At 61.7% G+C, this 20,575-nt stretch carries 18 protein-coding genes; 4 read left to right on the top strand and 14 right to left on the bottom strand.

The window, feature by feature from the left end; genetic code table 11:
* Positions 1-25 precede the first annotated feature (25 nt).
* The 8 genes from HX811_RS15775 to HX811_RS15810 form a co-directional block, all read right to left on the bottom strand.
* Positions 26-655, bottom strand: a complete 630-nt coding sequence (locus tag HX811_RS15775; RefSeq protein WP_177046491.1) for a glutathione S-transferase — start codon at positions 653-655, stop codon at positions 26-28.
* A 35-nt stretch (positions 656-690) separates the two neighbouring features.
* The gene (locus HX811_RS15780; RefSeq protein ID WP_003209216.1) at positions 691-867 is read right to left on the bottom strand and encodes a hypothetical protein; all 177 of its coding nucleotides are present in this window, start codon (positions 865-867) and stop codon (positions 691-693) included.
* Positions 864-1,967, bottom strand: a complete 1,104-nt coding sequence (locus HX811_RS15785; protein ID WP_003209218.1) for a PepSY domain-containing protein — start codon at positions 1,965-1,967, stop codon at positions 864-866. The genes HX811_RS15780 and HX811_RS15785 overlap by 4 nt, the downstream gene beginning before the upstream one ends.
* A gap of 62 nt (positions 1,968-2,029) precedes the next feature.
* Positions 2,030-4,459, bottom strand: coding sequence for a TonB-dependent siderophore receptor (locus HX811_RS15790; RefSeq protein ID WP_134327433.1), 2,430 nt, complete (start codon positions 4,457-4,459; stop codon positions 2,030-2,032).
* Between the two features lie 211 nt (positions 4,460-4,670).
* The gene (locus HX811_RS15795; RefSeq protein WP_177008822.1) at positions 4,671-5,639 is read right to left on the bottom strand and encodes a FecR family protein; all 969 of its coding nucleotides are present in this window, start codon (positions 5,637-5,639) and stop codon (positions 4,671-4,673) included.
* Positions 5,636-6,154 carry an RNA polymerase sigma factor gene (locus HX811_RS15800; RefSeq protein ID WP_134327431.1) on the bottom strand — a complete coding sequence of 173 codons (519 nt, stop codon included), beginning with the start codon at positions 6,152-6,154 and terminating at the stop codon, positions 5,636-5,638. Before HX811_RS15800 ends, HX811_RS15795 begins: the two co-directional genes overlap by 4 nt.
* 259 nt (positions 6,155-6,413) lie before the next feature.
* The gene (locus HX811_RS15805; protein ID WP_003211091.1) at positions 6,414-7,121 is read right to left on the bottom strand and encodes a PolC-type DNA polymerase III; all 708 of its coding nucleotides are present in this window, start codon (positions 7,119-7,121) and stop codon (positions 6,414-6,416) included.
* Positions 7,118-9,040: a putative nucleotidyltransferase substrate binding domain-containing protein gene (locus tag HX811_RS15810; protein WP_003211088.1), complete on the bottom strand. Its 1,923-nt coding sequence runs from the start codon at positions 9,038-9,040 to the stop codon at positions 7,118-7,120. The genes HX811_RS15805 and HX811_RS15810 overlap by 4 nt, the downstream gene beginning before the upstream one ends.
* Before the next feature lie 246 nt (positions 9,041-9,286).
* Between HX811_RS15810 and HX811_RS15815 the strand changes: the two genes are divergently transcribed.
* Together HX811_RS15815 and HX811_RS15820 are read left to right on the top strand one after the other, a co-directional pair.
* Positions 9,287-9,733, top strand: coding sequence for a response regulator (locus HX811_RS15815; protein ID WP_003211086.1), 447 nt, complete (start codon positions 9,287-9,289; stop codon positions 9,731-9,733).
* A gap of 134 nt (positions 9,734-9,867) precedes the next feature.
* Positions 9,868-10,296: a hypothetical protein gene (locus tag HX811_RS15820; protein ID WP_177046493.1), complete on the top strand. Its 429-nt coding sequence runs from the start codon at positions 9,868-9,870 to the stop codon at positions 10,294-10,296.
* 44 nt (positions 10,297-10,340) lie between these two features.
* Here the strand turns inward: HX811_RS15820 and HX811_RS15825 are convergent, their stop codons facing one another.
* Positions 10,341-12,518: a malate synthase G gene (locus tag HX811_RS15825; protein ID WP_003211083.1), complete on the bottom strand. Its 2,178-nt coding sequence runs from the start codon at positions 12,516-12,518 to the stop codon at positions 10,341-10,343.
* 420 nt (positions 12,519-12,938) lie between these two features.
* Here HX811_RS15825 and HX811_RS15830 point away from each other — a divergent pair, with 420 nt between their 5' ends.
* The gene (locus tag HX811_RS15830; RefSeq protein WP_177046494.1) at positions 12,939-13,457 is read left to right on the top strand and encodes a glycine cleavage system protein R; all 519 of its coding nucleotides are present in this window, start codon (positions 12,939-12,941) and stop codon (positions 13,455-13,457) included.
* A gap of 222 nt (positions 13,458-13,679) precedes the next feature.
* Here the strand turns inward: HX811_RS15830 and rarD are convergent, their stop codons facing one another.
* From rarD to HX811_RS15855, 5 genes are all read right to left on the bottom strand, one after another.
* A complete protein-coding gene (gene rarD / locus HX811_RS15835) occupies positions 13,680-14,564 on the bottom strand; it encodes an EamA family transporter RarD (RefSeq protein ID WP_177046495.1) in 885 nt (294 codons plus the stop codon).
* A 178-nt stretch (positions 14,565-14,742) separates the two neighbouring features.
* A complete protein-coding gene (locus HX811_RS15840) occupies positions 14,743-15,717 on the bottom strand; it encodes a serine/threonine protein kinase (RefSeq protein ID WP_003211077.1) in 975 nt (324 codons plus the stop codon).
* Positions 15,718-15,895: 178 nt separating this feature from the next.
* Entirely contained in the window at positions 15,896-17,794 is a 1,899-nt protein-coding gene (locus tag HX811_RS15845) for a PhoX family phosphatase (protein ID WP_177046496.1), read from the bottom strand.
* A 71-nt stretch (positions 17,795-17,865) separates the two neighbouring features.
* The gene (locus HX811_RS15850; RefSeq protein ID WP_003211075.1) at positions 17,866-18,630 is read right to left on the bottom strand and encodes a TOBE domain-containing protein; all 765 of its coding nucleotides are present in this window, start codon (positions 18,628-18,630) and stop codon (positions 17,866-17,868) included.
* 57 nt (positions 18,631-18,687) lie between these two features.
* Positions 18,688-19,425: a ComF family protein gene (locus HX811_RS15855; RefSeq protein WP_177046497.1), complete on the bottom strand. Its 738-nt coding sequence runs from the start codon at positions 19,423-19,425 to the stop codon at positions 18,688-18,690.
* Positions 19,426-19,514: 89 nt separating this feature from the next.
* Between HX811_RS15855 and bioB the strand changes: the two genes are divergently transcribed.
* Entirely contained in the window at positions 19,515-20,570 is a 1,056-nt protein-coding gene (gene bioB / locus HX811_RS15860) for a biotin synthase BioB (RefSeq protein WP_177046498.1), read from the top strand.
* Positions 20,571-20,575 lie beyond the last annotated feature (5 nt).

The raw sequence follows: 20,575 nt of genomic DNA on the forward strand, positions 1-20,575 counted from the left end.
ACCACAAGAGAACCCTTGCAGCAGGTTAAACCGGTGGCTGGGTCTGGAGCATCGACGGCCGCTGACTCACCTCGGCATACCACGCCGCCAGCTTCGGATGGCTCGACCGCCACTGCATGTCCGGGTGGCGGAAGTCCAGGTAAGCCAGTGCACACGCCACGCTGATCGCGGCCACGTCAAACAGCCCGGCCAGTTCGGCGATGGCGTCCTGTTCGAGCATGTCGAGGGCGCGGCGGATCTTGTCGCGCTGGCCTTCCAGCCACAGGTCCCAGTGTTTTTCCTCGGGGCGCATGGCGGTTTCATAGCGCACCAGCACGGCGGCATCCATGATGCCGTCGGCGGTCGAGGCCAGGGTCAGGCGCCGCCAGCGGGCCGGGCCGTTACGGGGGATCAGCGGGCTCCCGGTATGTTGATAGTCGAAGTAATCGAGGATCACCCGGCTGTCATGCAATACGTTGCCATCGGCCAGGCGCAGGGCGGGGATCTTGCCCAGCGGGTTGTCCTGGATCACCTCCGCGTCAGGCTTGACCGGCGTCGGCACGCAGGCGTGCAACGTCACGCGGTCCAGTTGGCCGGTCTCGTGCAACAACACCCGTACTTTGCGCACAAACGGCGAGGCAGGGTTGTGGAACAACGTCATGCTGGGGGTGGACATGGGCATTCCTCGGAAAAGGGCAGCGCTAATCTATCTCAACGCTTGAGCAACGCCCAGCTACCTATGGCGGCCGGAATGCCCAGCCCCACCCAGCTCAGCGAATCCCACAAGCCGTCCCCCAGCAATGCCGCAAACAATCCGGCAGCACTCAACAACCCGATGGCCAGCGGAATGCCGAATACCTTCCAGAAACTCGATTGCCTCGGCTTCATGACTTGGCCGCCTTGCGCCGCACCAGCCACAGGTACACGCCACTGCCCAGGACGATGATGGTCAGCACATCCAGCACCGCCCACAGGATCTTCATTGGCATGCCGCCGTAGTCACCGAAGTGCAGCGGCTGGGACATGCCCATGGCGTCCATGTACCACGGCCGTTCGGCGATGGCGGTGACGTGCAGGTTGCTGGCGTCGATCAATACCGGCGTCAGCAGGTGTGAAGTCAGGTGGGTGCTGCCTTTCATGAACACCGCGTAGTGATGCTCGCTGGAGAAACGCGTGCCGGGGAACGCGATAAAGTCCGGCTCCATCCCGGGCGCGGCCTTGGCGGCAATCGTCAGCAGGTCGGTGGCGGGGGCGCGCAGGGTCAGCGGCGGGGCGTTTTTGTAAGGCTCGATCATTGCGCTGAGGCTGTCGGTGCGCCACGCGGCGATGATCAGGTCGGCGCAGGCGCTGATCACGCCGGTCACGCCCACTACCAGCGCCCAGGTCAGGGTGACCACGCCGATCAAGTTGTGCAGGTCGAGCCAGCGCAGGCGCGTGGATTTGTCCTGGCGCACGGTGGCGAATTTCAGCCGGCGCATGAACGGCAGGTACAACACCGTGCCGGAGATGATCGCCAGCACAAACAGAATGCCCATGAACGCCAGCAGCAACTTGCCCGGCAGCCCGGCGAACATATCGACGTGCAGGCGCAGCAGGAACATCGTCAGCCCGCCGTTGGCCGAAGGCGTTTCCACGGCCTCGCCGGTGCGGGCGTCGAGCATGAAGGTGTGGGAGGAATTGGGTTCGGTGCCGGCGGTGGCGGCCATGATCGCGATCACGCCGTTCTTGTCGTCTTCGTCCCAGGCCAGGTATTGCATGGCTTCGCCGGGGCGATGGGCCTGGGCTTTGGCAACAAGCTGTTCGAGGTTCAGCTGTGGGGTATCGGCGGGCATCTGTGCCAGCTCGGGTTCGTTGCCCAGCAGGTGGTCGATCTCGTGGTGGAAGATCAACGGCAGGCCGGTGAGGGCGAGCAGCAGCAGGAATACGGTGCAGACGAGGCTGGTCCAGGTGTGGATGAAGGACCAGCGGCGGATGGTTTTGCTTTTCATTTTCTAGCCTTCAGACACACCGAAGCCGCCCACGGGGGCGGCCCGGTTGTTAACTCAGCCGATTACCACTGGTAGGTGGCACTGGCGACGACGCTGCGTTGGTCGCCGTAGTAGCAGTAGGAAGCATCGCAGGTGGAAATGTAGTCCTTGTCGAACAGGTTGGTGGCATTCAGTTTCACCGAAGCCCCCTTGAGGCTATTGTCCAGGCGGCCGAGGTCGTAATGCACGGAGGCATCGAACACGGTGTAGGCATTGGCCTTGCCCAGCCAGGTGTTGCCCTGGTCGCCATAGGTGTTGCCGGTGTAGCGGGCACCCGCGCCAATGCCGAAACCGTCGAGCACACCGGCGTGCCAGGTGTAGTCGGTCCACAGTGAGGCTTGCTGGTTTGGCATCAGTTGCAGGCGGTTGCCTTTGTATTGGCCTTTTTGCACTTCGGATTTGGCCAGGGTGTATGCCGCGATGACCTTAAGGTTCTCGGTCACGTCAGAGACGGCTTCCAATTCCAGGCCCTTGACCTTCACTTCGCCGGTCTGGTTGGTGATCGACTGGCCACCGGCGCCGAAGCTGGTAACCAGCACGTTCTTTTGGGTCAGGTCGTACACCGCGGCGCTCAGCAGGGTATTTGAGCCGGGTGGTTGGTACTTGACCCCCAATTCCCATTGCTTGCCTTCGGTGGGTTTGTACGACTCGGTTGGCGAGACGCTGGCGTTACTCGCTGGCTGGAACGATTCGGCGTAGGAGAGGTACGGAACGAAGCCCGAATCGAACACATAGCTCAGCGCGGCGTTGCCACTGAAGTTCTTGCTGCGGTCGGTATTGGTTGCATCGTTTTTGTTGAAGTAGGTGGTGCCTTGGTGCACCCAGTCTTCACGCCCGCCAAGAGTCAGGCGCCACTTGTCCAGGGCCATCTGGTCCTGGGCGTAAAGGCCAGTCTGGATGGTTTTCTGGTTGTAGTCGTAATAAGCGGTGGAGCGCGCCGGACGCACCACCGGCTTGGTGTTGACGGGGTTGTAGAGGTTGACTGTGCCGCCGTCACCGAAGATCGACAGGTACGAGGTGTCGGTGCGCTGGTGATCCAGGCCGAGCAACAGCGTGTGGGTGATATCACCGGTGGCGAAGTCAGCCTGGAAATTGTTGTCGACGGCGAACTGGCCGATGTTTTCGTCGACGTTGGTCGACCCGCGGCTGGTATTGCCCTCGGCATCAATGGTCGAGTAACCGTAGGAACCCACGGTCAGTTGCTGGAAAGCCAGCTCCGACTTGGTGTAACGCAGGTTCTGCTTGAACTGCCAGGTATCGTTGAAGCGATGCTCGAAGGCGTAGCCCAGCGCGTAGTAGGTGCGGTCGTAGTACTCGTAGTCCGGGTCGCCGAGGTTCTTGTGATGAGAGATGTCCCCCAGCGGCGATTTGATCTTGGTGCCGACAATGGGCAGGAACTGACTGGTGGCGCCGGTATCGTCGCGGGTGAACTGCGACAGGAACGTCAGCTTGGTGTCGGTATCAATATTCCAGGTCAGGCTGGGCGCGATGTTGTAGCGCTTGTTGTCGATGTGATCGACCTGGGTGCCGGCGTCGCGCACCACACCGCTGAGGCCGTAGAGAAACTGGCCTTCATCATCGATCTTGCCGGTGCTGGCGAAGTTGATCTGGCGGTAGTTGTCGCTGCCGTACTGCACCTGGATGGCATTGCTCGATTCAGCGCTGGGGCGGCGGCTGACCATATCCAGCAGGCCACCCGGTGGCGTCTGGCCGTAGACCGACGAGGCCGGCCCACGCAGCAGCGCAAGGCGGTCGAGGTTCCAGGTTTCGGCTTTCGGGTTGGCATACACGCCGCGTGGCAGCGGCAATCCGTCGAGGAACTGGGTGGGTTCGAAGCCGCGTACACGCATCCAGTCGTAGCGGGTGTCACTGCCGTAGCTGGCGGACACGATACCGGGCATGTATTTGACGGCGTCATCCAGGTTCTGGACGTTGCGGTCCTGCATTTGCTGGCGAGTGGCGACGGAAATCGAACGCGGGGCTTCGACCAGTGCGGTATCGGTCTTGGTGCCGGCAGCGGTGCGGGTCGCCAGGTAACCATCAACCGGCCCCCATGCGCTTTCCGCGTCGGCCTGGCCGGTAATGCTGGTCTCCGGCAATGCCACGACCCCATCCGGGATCGCTACCAGGCTGAACGTGCCTGCACTGCTTTGCTCCAGTTGCAGTCCGGTCCCGCGCAACGCTTCACGCAATGCGCCTTGTGCATCGAATTGCCCTTTTACCGGCGCGGAAGTCTTGCCCGCTGCCAACCCCGGGTTCAGCGTCAGCGCCAAACCGGCCTGGCTGGCGATCTGGTTCAGGGTGGTGGCCAGCGACGCTGCCGGCAGATTGTAGGCGCGCACACTGGACGCTTGTTCGGCGGCGAGCAACTGGGTGCTGGCCAGCGGGGCGCTGAGGGCAATGGCCACGGCCAACAGGCTGGGGCGCAACAAGGTGTCTAGCGTGCGGGACATAGGGCGGCTCCTGAATGGAAATATTTCTCAATTGCCTATGTGCCGAGCGAGATGCAAAAAGTGATAGGGCTCGATGAAAATAATTTCTATTAGTGGGTGAGTGCTGTTTCTGAGGGCCTCATCGCAGGCAAGCCAGCTCCCACAGGGGAACGCATTCCACCTGTGGGAGCTGGCTTGCCTGCGATGACAATGGCCTATGCACCACAGGAGCCTACGGCTTGGGCGCCACCGTCACCCACCACGGCGTGTGTTGTTGAATCTGCACCGGCAAGGTCGGCAGCAGCGCGTTCAGTGCCAGGTTGGTGTCGTGCAACGGAAAGCTGCCGGTGATCCGCAGGTCGGCCACCTGTTTATCCACACCCAGGTAACCGGTGCGGTAGCGGCTCAGTTCGGCAACCACATCGCCGAGCCGCGCGTTGTCCACCACCAGCATGCCGCGCGTCCAGGCGTCGGTGCCGGGGCTGACGGCAAGCATCGGGCCGAGGCTGTCGCGGCGCATCAGCACTTGCTGGCCTTCCTTGAAGATCTGCTCTTGATGCAGCGCTTCAGGCTGTGCGCCGACGGCAGACTGCAACACGCTGAGGCGGGTGCCATCTTCCTCGCGCTTGACGATAAACCGTGTGCCCAGGGCGCGCAGGCTGCCTTCGCGGGTTTCGACAAAAAACGGGCGGGCGTCGTTGTGGCCGGTTTCGACAAGGATCTCGCCTTCCTGCAATACGATCAGCCGACGTTTCTCGTCAAAGCGCACGTCAATGGCGCTGTGGGTGTTGAGGTTGATCACGGTGCCATCCGCCAGCTTCAGGGTGCGCTGTTCACCGGTGGCGGTGCGCTGGTCGGCCAGCCAATAGTTGAGCGGCACGTAGCGCTGGCCGACGAACAATGCCAGGCCGCACACCAGCACCACACTGGCCAGGCCGCTGCCGAGCTTGCGCACGCGGCGGCGAATGCCTTCGCGTGACTGCAGCAATGCCGCACGGGCCGGGCCCGAGGCCACACTGAAACGCTGATCGAGCATGCCCAACTGGCGCCAGGCGCGGGCGTGTTCTTCGTTGCTGGCCAGCCATTTGGCGAATTCTTCCTGCTCCACGGCACTGCCGTCGCCCGAGTCGAGGGACAGTTGCCAGGCAATGGCCGCGTCGAGCACCCGCGCCGACACCGGCTTGGAACTGACCGGGCTCACAGCGGCTCGCCATACAGGGCGATGTAGCACTGGCGGATACCCTGGGCCAGGTATTGCCGCACCCGGGGCACGGAAACCCCCAGGCGCTGGGCGATTTCGGCGTGGCCCATGCCGTCCAGGCGGTTATAGAGGAAGGCCGCGCGGGCCTTGCTCGAGAGTTTGCCCAGCAGGCGGTCGATGGCCTTGAGGTCTTCGAGGATCAGTTGCTGTTCTTCCGGGGACGGGTGCTCGCTTTCCGGGATCAGCATCAGTTCGGTGAGGTAAGCCTGTTCCAGCGCGGCGCGGCGGAAATAATCGAACAGCAGGCCCTTGGCGATGGCCACCAGGAACGCCCGCGGCTCGCGGGGTTCACGCAGTTCTTCACGGCCCAGCAGGCGCATGAAGGTGTCCTGGCTGAGGTCTTCGGCGCGGCTGGGGCAGGCCACGTTGCGTCGCAGCCACGCCAACAGCCAGCGGCGATGGTCGCGGTACAACGCGCCAACAAGCTCACTGTGGGGACTTTGGATTGACGACAAGGCGACACCGATCGGAAAGTTTAAACTAACGAGAATTATTCGCGATTGTGGCAGAGGTGTAAGGCGGGTGCAATTGGCGTTGGTCGGGCGGCGGCGTAATGCTATCTATCATGATGATGCCGCTTACTGTGGCGAGGGAGCTTGCTCCCGCTCGGCTGCGCAGCAGTCGTAATCCAGGCAGTGCATTTATTCAGTTGGAAATGGGTTGGCTGATTTGGGGGCGCTTCGCACCCCAGCGGGAGCAGCTCCCTCGCCACCATTAGAATGAGGGGGCTTGCTTGCGGCGTTTCCATTGGCCCAGGCGCTGTTGTAACGCGTGCGGGCTGTCGATCTGCTGCTGCCGTGCGCGGCTGAACAAAATCAGCATCAGTTCCGCCGTTGCCAGCGCATCCGCACTGGCATGGTGACGCTCGCCCACTTGCAGCTTGAAATGCGTGATCCAGTCATCCAGCCCGGCTTCGCGGATGTTGGCGTCGGGGCACAGCAGCGGGGCGATGTCGGCCACGTCCAGGAACGGGTGGTTCAAGCGATAGCCCAGGCTGTCCTTGAGTGCCCGGCACAGCATGTGTTGATCGAAGGGCGCATGAAACGCCAGCAGCGGGCTGTCGCCGACAAACTCCATGAAGTCCATCAGCGCTTCTGCCGGGTCACTGCCCGCCGCAATGGCGCTGGGCCCCAGGCCATGGATCAGCACGCTGGGGTTGAGCTTGGTCTCGGCCCGGTGCAGGGTGCGTTCGAACAATTGCGAGAAGTCCACTGCGCCGTCCTCGATCACCACGGCGCCAATCGAAAGCACCTGGTCACGATTGAGGTTCAGGCCGCTGGTTTCCAGGTCCACCACCACCCAGCGCTGGGCCCGCAGCGAACCGTCCCCCAGCTCCCCAGGTGTGGGCAATTGTTCGACGCGCCGTTGTTGCGCCGCATCCAGGCCAGGTTTGGGTTTGCGCAACCAGCCAAACCAGCTCACAGCTGATACCGCAACGTCAGGCTGCCTTGCAGGCGTTGGGCCTGGCGCAGGGATTCGCGCAGGATGCGCCGGTCGAGGTGGTTGAGGCTGTCGGGATCGACGCGGTTGGAGTAGGGCAGGTTCTCGCGGGTTTGCAGTTGGTGTTGTTGCATGCGGGTTTGCTGGATGAAGTGATAGGCCTCTTCATAGGCGGCGCCATCAAGGCGTTCGATGACTTCCCTGGCCACCAGTTGGCGCAAGCGCTCCAGGGTGTTGATGGCGCTGATGCCGTTGGCCAATGCCAGCAGACGGGCACCGTCGACAAATGGCGTGAGGCCTTGCACCTTGAGGTCGAGGGTTGCCTTGTCGGCGCCTTTGCGCGTCAACACAAAATCCCGGAAGCGCCCTACCGGCGGGCGCTGGCGCAACGCGTTCTCGGCCAGCATGCGCTGGAACAAACGGTTGTCTGCCACCTGGTCGAGAATGCCCTGGCGCAGTTGCTCGCACCCTTGCTCATCGCCCCACACCACCCGCAAATCAAAATAGATGCTCGAACCCAGCAGATTCTCTGGCGTCGCCTCACGGATAAACCCGGCAAAGCGCCGCGCCCATTCCGCCCGGGACAGGCACAGCTCCGGGTTACCGGCCATGATATTGCCCTTGCACAGGCTGAAGCCGCACAGCGCCAGGCTCTGGTTGATCTGTTGTGCCAGCGGCAGCAGGCGCCCGCGAATCTCGGCGGCTTCGGCGGCGTCCCGGGCTTCGAACAGGATGCCGTTGTCCTGGTCGGTATACAGCGTCTGCTCGCGGCGGCCCTCGCTGCCGAAACACAGCCAGCTGAATGGCACGCCCGGGTCGCCCTTGTCGGCCAGGGTCAACTCGATGACACGGCACACCGTGTGATCGTTGAGCAAGGTGATGATGTGGGTGATCTGCGTAGACGACGCGCCGTGGGCGAGCATGCGCTCCACCAACTGGCCGATTTCGCCGCGAATCGCCACCAGGTTTTCGACCCTGGGCGCATTGCGGATGGTGCGCGCCAGGTGCACCAGGTCCACCCGCTGCAGGGAAAACAGGTCACGCTCGGACACCACGCCACACAGGCGCTGATCCTTGACCAGGCACACGTGGGCGATATGCCGTTCGGTCATCGCAATCGCCGCGTCGAAGGCGCTGTGGTCCGGCGTGAGGAAAAACGGCGCCTGGGTCATATGGCGCTCGATGCCCTGGTTGAAATCACTGGTGCCGTCGGCCACCACCTGGCGCAGGTCCCGCAGGGTGAAAATCCCCAGGGGCGCCTTGTGTTCATCGACGATCACAATGCTGCCCACTTGCTGCTCGTGCATTTGCGTGACCGCTTCACGCAGCGGCGTCAGCGGGCTGCAGGTGACCGGGTGACGCATGGCCAATTCGCCCAGGCGGGTGTTCAGCGAATATTGGGTGCCGAGGGTTTCCACGGCCTTTTGCTGGACTTGCTGGTTGACCTGGTCCAGCAAGCTGCTCACGCCGCGCAAGGCAAAGTCGCGAAACGCGCTGGAAAGGGCGAACAGCTTGATAAAGGCCGGCTTGTTCAGTTGCAGGCAGAAGGTGTCTTCGGCGGCTTTGTGCTCGGTACGGGTGGCCCGCTCCCCCAGCAGCGCCGCCAGCGGAAAACATTCACCGGTGGTGATTTCAAAGGTGGTTTCTGTCGAGTCCGGCCGCTCGCCGACTACGCGCCCCTGCTTGACGATATAGAAGTGTTCCACCGGCCCGCCCGAGGGCTTGAGGATGCTCTCGCCGGGGCCGTAGAAGCGCAATTGACACTGCTCTACCAGAAATCCCAGGTGGGCGTTTTCCATTTGGTTGAACGGCGGGAAGCGTTGCAGGAATTGCAGGGTGCCGTGGATGTTCTGCAACACAGCGGTTTTCCCCGCTTGTGTGAAAGCATCAGCTTTACTCATACCTATGACCGCAGTTTTTTTGTCGTTATCGTGCCCCATGGTCGACTCCTGCGCTGCGGGTGCCCATTGGACGTAAGTCTAGGTAGCGATTCGCCCTCACTTACTAGGGAAAAACCTTACATGAATATCGTCCAAACCCCGTAGAACGCCCACTAGGCAAACTTTCCGACGAAGTGCACATTGTTCGCCCTTCCGGCGATGTCTGACTTCTGTGCTGGGAGATTGAATAGAACTGCCGAGAAACGTATGTCCGACCACGATATTTTGAGTGATGCCGAGCGCGAGGCCCTGAGTGCTGTTATGCAGGAGCCGGATTTGCCGCCACAACGGGTTTTGATCGTGGATGACGACAAGGACGCGCGCGAACTGTTGGCAGAAATTCTTGGCCTGGACGGCATTCGTTGCATGACCGCCGACAGCGGCGAGGCTGCATGGGACTTGTTGAGTTCCAGCAGCTCCATCGGCTTGCTGATCACCGACCTGCGCATGACGCCGAGCAACGGGCTGCAATTGATTCGCCAGGTGCGCGAATCCACCCGGGCGGCGCTGCCGATCATCATCATGTCGGGTGACGCCGAAGCGCCGGATGTGATTGATGCGATGCATTTGAGCGTGGTGGACTTTTTGCTCAAGCCGATTGATAGCGTGAAGCTGGCGAAAATGGTGAAGCGGGAGTTGGGGATGGCGTCCTAGACGGTGCCATTGGTCTGATATCGCGAAGAACTGTCAATTCTGACAGTATGAATAGCTTGAGAGCGTCTGTTTACTGGTTTGGGGTGTGCTGATCGTCGATCAGCGCCTCATAAAGCCATGAACAGGAGTTCGCTATGAGCACCAAACTTTTTCGAGTTGAAGATGAGGCCTTGCAGGACGCAAGGGTGAGGGCACTATCCGGGGATGCTTTTGTTCTTGTGCTTGCTCCCGGCAAGTTTCGGTTTTTCAGCACCAAGGAAGTCCTCGGGTTCCTGTCATGGACAGCGGTGCTTGGGGCAGGTCAAGAGCGTATTGACCTGGATTATGGGCACGATGTGCCGAACGGCTTTCATGAATTCGAGGCAAGGGGCAGGCGCGTGACTTACCGGGCGCCGGACGGTAAGGATTATTTCGGACCCACTGAAGGGAAGATCTTTCTTGAAGTTGAACGCCCCCCGACCGGTACAGCTTTCACGCACAAGGGTAACTTTTTGAATGTGCGGTTCGAGTCGGATGGTAATACGGTCGTTCTCAATGGTGGTTATGAACTCAGCTCTTCTTAAACTGCTGCAAAAAAGCCCTGATCTCTCGACCAGGGCTTTTTTATTTACAGGCCGTTTTTAGCCTTGAACTCCCGACGCCGACGGTGCAACACCGGCTCGGTATAGCCGTTCGGCTGCTTCGTCCCCTCAATCACCAACTCCACCGCTGCCTGGAACGCGATGTTGCTGTCGAAATCCGGAGCCAGCGGGCGGTACAGCGCATCCCCGGCGTTCTGACGGTCCACCACCGGCGCCATGCGCTTGAGGCTTTCCATCACCTGGGCTTCATTGACGATGCCGTGGCGCAACCAGTTGGCAATGTGCTGGCTGGAGATACGCAGGGTAGCGCGGTCTTCCATCAGGCCGACGTCGTTGATGTCCGGGACTTTCGAGCAACCCACGCCCTGGTCGATCCAGCGCACCACGTAACCGAGGATGCCTTGGGCGTTGTTGTCCAGCTCGTTGCGGATTTCTTCCTCGGACCAATCGGTATTCTGGGCCAGAGGAATGGTCAGGATATCGTCGACCGACGCGCGTTCGCGCTTGGCCAGCTCAGCCTGGCGGGCGAATACGTCAACCTTGTGGTAGTGCAGCGCGTGCAGCGCAGCCGCTGTTGGCGAAGGAACCCATGCCGTGTTGGCGCCGGCCAGCGGGTGAGCAATTTTCTGCTCGAGCATGGCGGCCATCAGGTCGGGCATGGCCCACATGCCTTTACCGATTTGTGCGCGGCCTTGCAGGCCGGTGCTCAAGCCGATATCGACGTTCCAGTTTTCGTAGGCGCCGATCCATTTCTCGGCCTTCATGGCGGCCTTGCGCACCATCGCGCCCGCCTCCATGGAGGTGTGGATTTCATCGCCGGTACGGTCGAGGAAGCCGGTGTTGATAAACACCACACGCTCGCTGGCGGCCTTGATGCAAGCCTTGAGGTTGACCGTGGTACGGCGCTCCTCGTCCATGATCCCGACTTTGAGCGTATTGCGCGGCAGCTTCAGCACGTCTTCGATGCGACCGAACAGCTCGTTGGTGAATGCGGCTTCTTCCGGGCCGTGCATTTTCGGTTTAACGATGTACACCGAACCTGTGCGGCTGTTCTTGCGGCTGGTGTTGCCGTTAAGGCTGTGGATCGCCGACAGGCTGGTGAGCAGGCCGTCGAGAATACCTTCCGGCACTTCGTTGCCATCCTTGTCGAGGATCGCGTCGATGGTCATCAAGTGGCCAACGTTGCGCACGAACAGCAGCGAACGACCGTGCAGGGTCACTTCCTTGCCGTCGGCACCGGTGTAGACGCGGTCGGCGTTCATGGTGCGGGTAAAGGTCTTGCCACCCTTGGCGACTTCTTCCGACAGGTCGCCCTTCATCAGGCCGAGCCAGTTGCGGTAGATCACCACCTTGTCATCGGCATCGACGGCGGCGACGGAGTCTTCGCAGTCCATGATGGTGGTCAGGGCGGCTTCCATCAGCACGTCTTTCACGCCGGCGGCGTCGGTCTGGCCGACCGGGGTGCTGGCGTCGACCTGGATTTCGAAGTGCAGGCCGTTGTGTTTGAGCAGGATGGCAGTCGGCTTGGCTGCGTCGCCCTGGTAGCCGATCAACTGGGCATCGCTGCGCAGGCCGCTGTTGCTGCCGCCCTTGAGGCTGACCACGAGCTTGCCGTCGACGATCTTGTAGCCGGTGGAATCCACATGGCTGCCGGCAGCCAGTGGTGCGGCTTCGTCGAGGAAGGCGCGGGCGAAGGCGATGACTTTGTCGCCACGCACCTTGTTGTAGCCTTTGCCCTTTTCGGCGCCGTCGGCTTCGCTGATGGCATCGGTGCCATAGAGCGCGTCATACAGTGAGCCCCAGCGCGCATTCGAAGCGTTGAGGGCGAAACGGGCGTTCATCACCGGCACCACCAGTTGCGGGCCGGCCATGTGGGCAATTTCTTCGTCGACGTTTTGGGTCGAGGCCTGGAAATCCGCGGCTTCTGGCAGCAGGTATCCGATATCTTGAAGGAAGGCTTTGTAGGCCACCGCGTCGTGGGCCTGGCCGGCGTGCGCCTGGTGCCAGGTGTCGATCCGCGCTTGAAAATCGTCGCGTTTGGCGAGTAGGGCTTTGTTCTTCGGCGCCAGGTCGTGGATGACCTTGTCGGCACCGGCCCAGAACTGGTCGGCGGTGATGCCGGTACCAGGAATGGCTTCGTTGTTCACGAAGTCGAACAGGACTTTGGCGACCTGCAGGCCACCGACTTGAACGTGTTCAGTCATTGCTTGCCTCACTCTGCGGAGCTTATGCGCTTTTCAGCTTTTCAATTTACCAATGAAGCCTCTGGCCATGTAAACCGCGAATACGCCGCACCAGTACATGCCGTTGAAGGCGGCTGGGCGGGCTGCGTCGCGGTGCGTGGTTGCCTTGGCAGACATCGACCTAACGTTATGTAGTGCGCGATTGGGCATACTACATGATGAGTTGCGGTTGTGAAAATTAGACTAAATACGTCGTTTAGCGACCCACTTTGGTCGTACGGTCACAGTGGGGTACGGGATGTTCTCAAAAAACTATTGGATTGTTCCATATAAATATAAAAATGGTACACGATTTGTTTTCGTGGCTACCTGAGTCCACCTTGGTAGGTACGAGGGGAACGCCTGGTTCCTACCTGATTTTCATAAGAAGAGGACGACACCATGGACCATCTCGTACTGACTGTCATCGCCCCGGACAAACCCGGTGTGGTCGAACGCATCGCCCAATGCATCGCCGCCCATGGCGGCAACTGGCTGGAAAGCCGCATGGCGCACATGGCCGGGCAGTTTGCCGGGATTTTGCGGGTGAGCGTGCCGGCGGAAAAGCGGCTGGACTTGATTGGCGCGCTGGAAGACTTGTCCACCCACGGCATTCGCGTGCTGCTGGGCGAAAGCAGTTCGCTCGCCCCCAGCGAGTCGCAACCCATCGCGATGGAACTGGTCGGTAACGACCGGCCGGGGATTGTTCGCGACATCACCGCGCTGCTCAGCAAGCAGGGCGTCAACCTGGAGCGCTTGATCACCGACGTGCGCCCGGCGCCCATGAGCAGCGACCTGCTGTTCCACGCCGAAGCCTTGCTGGCGGTGCCGTTGACGCTGCCGCTGGAAACTTTGCAAGCGGCGCTGGAAACCCTGGCCGACGACTTGATGGTGGAACTGGAACTACGCAGCGAGGAATAGTTGCCCACAAGGTTATGCATGGAAATCTTGCATGGGCCTGTGGATAACCTGTAGAGACCCGCGTCCGGCCCAGGCGGGCCGTGGCTCTTCGCCGGCTGGCTAAAAAACGAACAGTTTCAAGGGCTTGTGCACAAACGCCGGGGACCAGGCTGTGGATAACCTTGGGGTGAATGCCTGCAAGCCACACCGGCTGTGGCTTGCAGAGGTTTGTACGTTATTTGATCAGTTTTTCCGCACAGTCATCCAGGCGTCGATGCTGTAAACCACCAGGCCGGCCCAGATAAAGCAGAAGGCGATCAGCGTGGCGGGTGCCAGGTGTTCGTTGAACAACAGCACGGCTTCCAGCAGCACCAGGGTGGGCGCCACGTATTGCAGGAAGCCCAGGGCGGTGTAGGGCAAATGCCGTGCGGCGGCGTTGAAACACACCAGCGGGATCAGCGTCACCGGGCCTGCGGCCACCAGCCACCACGCTTCGGAAGTGCTCCAGAATTCCATCTGTGCGCTGTGGGCCGAGGGGTTGAACAGCAACCATGCGATGGCAATCGGCACCAGCATCCAGGTTTCCACCACCAGCCCGGGCAATGCCTTGACCGGCGCCTGCTTGCGGATCAACCCGTAGAAACCAAAGGTCGCCGCCAGGACCAGGGATACCCACGGCAGGCTGCCGACTTGCCACACCTGTTGCGCCACACCCACTGCCGCCAGGCCCACGGCCACCCATTGCAGGCGGCGCAGGCGCTCGCCGAGGATCACCATGCCCAGCAGCACGTTTACCAGCGGGTTGATGTAGTAACCCAGGCTGGCCTCCAGCATGCGGCCACTGTTCACCGACCACACATAGGTCAGCCAGTTGGCCGCGATCAAGGTGCCGCTCAGGGCCAGGATCGCCAGGCGCCTGGGGTTGTCCCGCAGTTCGCGAAACCAGCCGGGGTGTTTCCAGACCATCAACAGCACACTGCCGAACAGCGCCGACCACAGCACGCGGTTGACGATGATTTCTGCGGCGGGAACGCTGGCGATGGCCTTGAAGTAGAGCGGGAACAGGCCCCAGATGACGTAGGCGCTCAGGCCCAATATGTACCCGCGACGGGGGTTGGCGGCTTGCATGCAGAATCCTTGCTTAGGCAGCTAACAAAGCCGCGATTGTAAGGATATTTGTCAGTCAGTGGGATGTGCTTTTCTGTAGGCGCTGGCTTGCCGGCGATGGCTTCACCTCGGTTCCACTGATACACCGAGGCGCTTGCATCGCCGGCAAGCCAGCTACTACAGGGGATTGTGGTGTGCGTTAGAACAGTTTCAAGGGTTCTTCATTGAGCGCCGACAACTGCTCGCGCAACGCCAGCACCTGGTCGCCCCAGTAACGTTCGCTGCCAAACCAGGGAAAGCTGTGGGGGAACGCCGGGTCGTCCCAGCGCCGTGCAAGCCAGGCGCTGTAGTGCATCAGGCGCAGGGCGCGCAGCGGTTCGATCAGGGCCAGTTCGCGCGGGTCGAAGTCGTGGAATTCCTGGTAGCCGTCCATCAATTCCGACAGTTGCCCCAGGCATTCCTGACGATCACCGGCGAGCATCATCCACAGATCCTGAACGGCGGGGCCCATGCGGCAGTCATCGAGGTCGACGATATGGAACATCTCGTCGCGGCACATCATGTTGCCGGGGTGGCAATCGCCGTGCATGCGGATGTTCTTGTGGGGCGTGGCCTTGTAGACCTCCTCCACACGCTTGAGCAGGTCGCGGGCCACGGACTCGTAGGCTGGCAGCAGGCTGCGAGGAATGAAGTTGCCTTCCAGCAGGGTGTTCAGGGAATCGTGACCGAAATTCTTCACGCCCAGGGCTTCGCGGTGTTCGAAGGGGCGGGTGGAACCGACCGCATGCAGGCGGCCGAGCAATTGGCCGAGGCGATATAACTGGTCGAGGTTGCCCGGCTCCGGTGCGCGTCCGCCACGGCGCGGGAACAGGGTGAAGCGGAAACCGGCGTGTTCGAACAGGCTTTCACCGTTGTGAATCATCGGCGCCACCACCGGCACTTCGCACTCGGCCAGTTCGAAGGTGAAACTGTGTTCTTCGAGAATCGCTTCGTTGGTCCAGCGTTGCGGCCGATAGAACTTGGCGATCAAGGGCTCGGAGTCTTCGATGCCGACCTGGTAGACACGGTTTTCGTAGCTGTTGAGCGCGAGGATGCGGGCGTCGCTGAGGAAACCGATGCTTTCGACTGCGTCGAGCACCAGGTCAGGGGTCAGTGTTTCAAACGGGTGTGCCATGCGAACTCCTGCGCGCAGCAGGGCGCCGCGTCCGGCCGGGTATGGTAACGCACCGGGGTCGAGATAGGTGGTGACTGTGCGGACGCCTTCGCGAGCAAGCCCGCTCCCACATTTGACCGCATTCCAAAGGTGGAACTCGGTCAAATGTGGGAGCGGGCTTGCTCGCGAAGAGGCCTTATCAGGCGCCGATGATCCCGCCATCATCCCGACGAATCGCCATCACCGAGGACCGTGGCTTGCCATTTGGCAGATGCTCCGGCCAGGTCGAACCGCCGGTTTCCCCCGGATGCTGAATCCCCACAAACAGGGTTTTCTGGTCCGGCGAGAAGCTGATCCCGGTCACTTCACAGGCCACCGGCCCCACCATGAACCGCCGAATTTCACCGGTCGACGGGTCGGCACACAGCATCTGGTTATTGCCCATCCCGGCAAAGTCGCCGCCGTTGCTGTAGTCGCCATCGGTGAGGATCCACAACCGCCCGGCCTTGTCGAAGCCCAGGCCGTCCGGGCTGTTGAACATGTTCTGCGGGTTGATGTTGGATGAGCCGCCCTTTGGCGTGCCGGCATGCACCGCCGGGTTGCCGGCCACCACGAACAAATCCCAGCTGAAGTCCGGCGCGCCATGGTCGTTGGCATTGGCCTTCCAGCGCAGGATCTGCCCGTAGACGTTTTTCTCCCGCGGGTTCGGGCCGCCCACCGGCTGGCCGTCTTCGCCGCGCTTGGCGTTGTTGGTCAGGGTGCAATACACCTGGCCGTCGGTGGGGCTGACCACGATCCATTCCGGGCGGTCCATGCGGGTGGCTTTCACCACGCTGGCGGCCAGGCGCGCGTGGATCAGTACTTCGGCCTGGCTGGCAAAACCGCTGTTGGCGTCGATGCCGTTCTTGCCGTAGGTCAGCTCGACCCATTGGCCCTGGCCCTTGGGATGGTCGGCATTGCCGTCGCCCGCGTCGAAGATCGCCACGTACAAGGTGCCGTGGTCCAGCAGGTCCTTGTTGGCCTTGGGATTCTTGTGATTGATCTTGTCGCGGCTGATGAACTTGTAGATGAACTCGCCGCGCTCGTCGTCGCCCATGTACACCACGGCGCGGCCGTCGCGGGTTTCCGCCAGCGCAGCATTTTCATGCTTGAAGCGGCCGAGGGCGGTGCGTTTGACCGGTGTGGATTGCGGGTCGAACGGGTCGATTTCCACCACCCAGCCATGGCGGTTGAGTTCGTTGGGATTCTTGGCCATGTCGAAGCGCGGGTCGTGGGGGTGCCAGTTGATGTCTTTGCTCGCGGCGACCACGCCATAGCGTTTCTGCCCGGCGTCGAAAGGCTGTTGCGGGTTGCTGCTGCCGAAGCAGTCGGTGAAGTTCTCTTCGCAGGTGAGATACGTGCCCCACGGGGTCTTGCCGTTGGCGCAGTTCTGGAAGGTGCCGAGGACTTTTTTGCCGGTTTTGTCGGCGCTGGTTTTCAGCCAGGCATGGCCCGCCGCAGGGCCGCCGAAGCGGATCGGCGAGTTGCCGTGGATGCGCCGGTTGTAGCGCGAGTCCTGGACGAACTGCCAGGTGTCGCCTTTGCGCCGTACTTCGATCACCGACACGCCTTCGCTGGCCAACGCCTTGCGCACGTCTTCGGCCGACTGCGGCGCGCCGCCGTGGGCGTAGAGGTAGCGGTAGTTGGTGTATTCGTTGTTGATCGCCATCAGCGCGCGGTTGTCGTCACCGGGGAAGGCGAACAGGCTCATGCCGTCGTTGTTGTCGCCGAACTGCTGTTCCTGGGCCTTGGCCGTGCCGTTGCCGCTGGGGTCGAAGGCCGGCGCGTTCTTGTGCAGCGGCTGGCCCCAGCTGATCAGTACCGAAGCGCTGTAGCCGGGCGGCAGGGTGATGGTGTCGCTGGTGGCTGCGGCGATGCTGGTGAAACCCAGCAGTGGGCTGTTCGACGCGGCGTTGACCGCCAGGGCACTGCGGGTCAGCAGGTTGCCGCCGAGGAACATCGCGGCACCGCACAGGGCGCCGGCGCCGATAAAACGCCGGCGGGTGAGGCCGACCATCTGTTCCAGGTCGGTGGCTTGGTTTTCTTCTAATAGGCTCATTTCAGGCTCCCTGCGGGTTTTTGCAGCCACCTTAGGGAGCAGTCGTGACGAAATTGTTGCAGTTTGAAGCGCTACACCGGAGTGCCCAGCAGGACGTTGCTGGGGGAGAACTGCACCTTCACTTGCAGGCCTTCGGCGGCATGGATCTGCGCAAGCGCGTCGGGCCGGGCCAGGGCGCAGAGAACCTGGCCGTTGGGCAAGGTGATCCGCACCTCGCTGGGGCCGTCTTCGGCATCGAGAATGGCCTCGATTTTTCCTTCCAGGCAATTGTGTCCAGGTGTTGCTGCCTGCGTGACGGCCAGTACTTCAAGCCAGCCGGCCTTGATCAGGGCGACGACTTCGGTGCCGATCTCCAGCTCCAGGCGCAAGGTACTGTCGTGGGTGATCTGCGCATCCAGGCGCAGCCCAGCGGCCAGCTCCAGGCGAATCAGGTCATTGCGGCCGTGGCTGTCGATGGCGATCACCCGGCCGTGCAACTGGTTACGTGCGCTGGTGCGCAGCATCAGGCGGCCCAGCAGGTTGAAGTCGCTGGCGTCTTCGGCGGAGTCCAGCACCTGGGCTTGCAGCACCTGCAGGCGTTGGTAAAGGCGTAATACCCGCTCACCCTCGGCCGTCAACCTGGCGCCGCCACCGCCCTTGCCGCCGACGCTGCGTTCCACCAGGGGCTTTTGCGCCAGGTTGTTCAGCTCGTCGATGGCGTCCCAGGCCGCCTTGTAGCTCAGCCCCGCGCTCTTTGCGGCGCGGGTGATGGAGCCTTGTTCGGCAATATGTTGCAGCAGTGCAATGCGCTGCGGGCGACGGACGATGTGTTGGCTCAAGAGGGTTGGCAGGGACATGGTTACACGCTTCGATGGAATGGGCAGACGTTGCGGGCAGGGCGCCCGCGAGTCAAGTCATGGGCCGGGCTTGGGCGTACGGGCCAGGCAATACACATCCACCTGTCGGGCGCCGGCATCCATCAACAGGCGGGCGAGACTGCTGGCGGTGGCGCCGGTGGTCAGTACGTCGTCGATCAGCGCCAAGTGCCGGCCTTTGACTTGCGCGCCGTCGGCCAGGGCGAAGGCCTGGTGCAGGTTACGCTTGCGGGTCCTGGCGTCGAGGTCTTGCTGCGCCACGGTTTCACGCGGCCGTGACAGCAGGTGCTCATCCCAGGGAATGTTCAGGTCCTTGCTCAGCCAGCGGGCGAGCATCGCCGCCTGGTTGAAGCCCCGTTCCCGCAGGCGTTTGCGGGCCAAGGGCACGGGCAGCAGGCAGTCGGGGCGAGCCAGCGCGGCATCTTCATAGCGGTGTTGCAGGAATTGTCCCAACAGGTGCGCAAGCAGGTGCCCCAGCGGCCAGCGGGCCTGATGCTTGAAACGGCTGATCAGGCTGTCGATGGGGAAGCTGTAGGTCCACGGCGCGACGACCTGCTTGAACGCCTGAGGTTGCTTCAAGCACTGGCCGCACACCAGGCCAGTCGCCGGCAATGGCAGTGCGCACACCTCGCAATGTTCCATCAGCCAAGGCAGCTCGGTTTCGCAGGCGCTGCAGACAGGATCGGCCGTTCCGCTGCTTTCATCGCAGACTAAACAGGTTTGGTTGCTTTTTAACCAGATGTAAACCTCGTGTTTGTTCTCAAGTTGACAGTGCATGAATCTTCCTTAAATATGCCGAGCATCCGTGTCGTACCTGTGGGTATTACTCCCACAGGGCTTGCCAAAGCATAATCAAGGAATCGCCCATGAGCGCCAGCATCACTGCCCACCTGCGTCACGATTGGTCTTTAGCCGAAGTCAAAGCGCTGTTCGTGCAGCCCTTCAACGACCTGTTGTTCCAGGCGCAGACCGTGCACCGCGCGCATTTCGACGCCAACCGCGTCCAGGTTTCCACGCTGCTGTCGATCAAGACCGGCGCCTGCCCGGAAGATTGCAAATATTGTCCGCAGTCGGGCCACTACAACACCGGCCTGGAAAAAGAGAAGCTGATGGAAGTGCAGAAGGTCCTCGAAGAGGCCGCTCGCGCCAAGGCCATCGGTTCGACTCGCTTCTGCATGGGCGCCGCCTGGAAACATCCATCGGCCAAAGACATGCCCTATGTGCTGGAGATGGTCAAAGGTGTGAAGGCCATGGGCCTGGAAACCTGCATGACCCTCGGCCGTCTCGACCAGGACCAGACCGAAGCCCTGGCCCAGGCCGGCCTCGATTACTACAACCACAACCTCGACACGTCGCCGGAGTTCTACGGTTCGATCATCACCACCCGCACCTACGGCGAGCGCCTGCAAACCCTGGCATACGTGCGTGATTCGGGGATGAAGATCTGCTCGGGCGGCATCCTCGGCATGGGCGAGTCCCTGGACGATCGCGCCAACCTGCTGATCCAGTTGGCCAACCTGCCGGAGCATCCGGAATCGGTGCCGATCAACATGCTGGTGAAAGTTGCCGGCACGCCGCTGGAAAACGCCGACGACATCGACCCGTTCGACTTCATCCGCATGCTGGCGGTGGCACGCATCCTGATGCCGCAGTCCCATGTGCGGCTGTCGGCCGGGCGTGAGGCGATGAACGAGCAGATGCAGGCCCTGGCATTCTTTGCTGGCGCCAACTCGATTTTCTACGGCGACAAGCTGCTGACCACCGCCAACCCGCAGGCGGACAAGGACATGCAACTGTTCTCGCGCCTGGGCATCTTGCCGGAAGCTCGTGAAGAGCACGCCGATGAAGTGCACCAGGCGGCGATCGAGCAGGCGCTGGTGGAGCAGAAGAGCAGCGAGCAGTTCTATAACGCGGCTGTTTGATAAGT

It is taken from the genome of Pseudomonas sp. F8002 (assembly GCF_013385495.1).
GTDB lineage: Bacteria > Pseudomonadota > Gammaproteobacteria > Pseudomonadales > Pseudomonadaceae > Aquipseudomonas.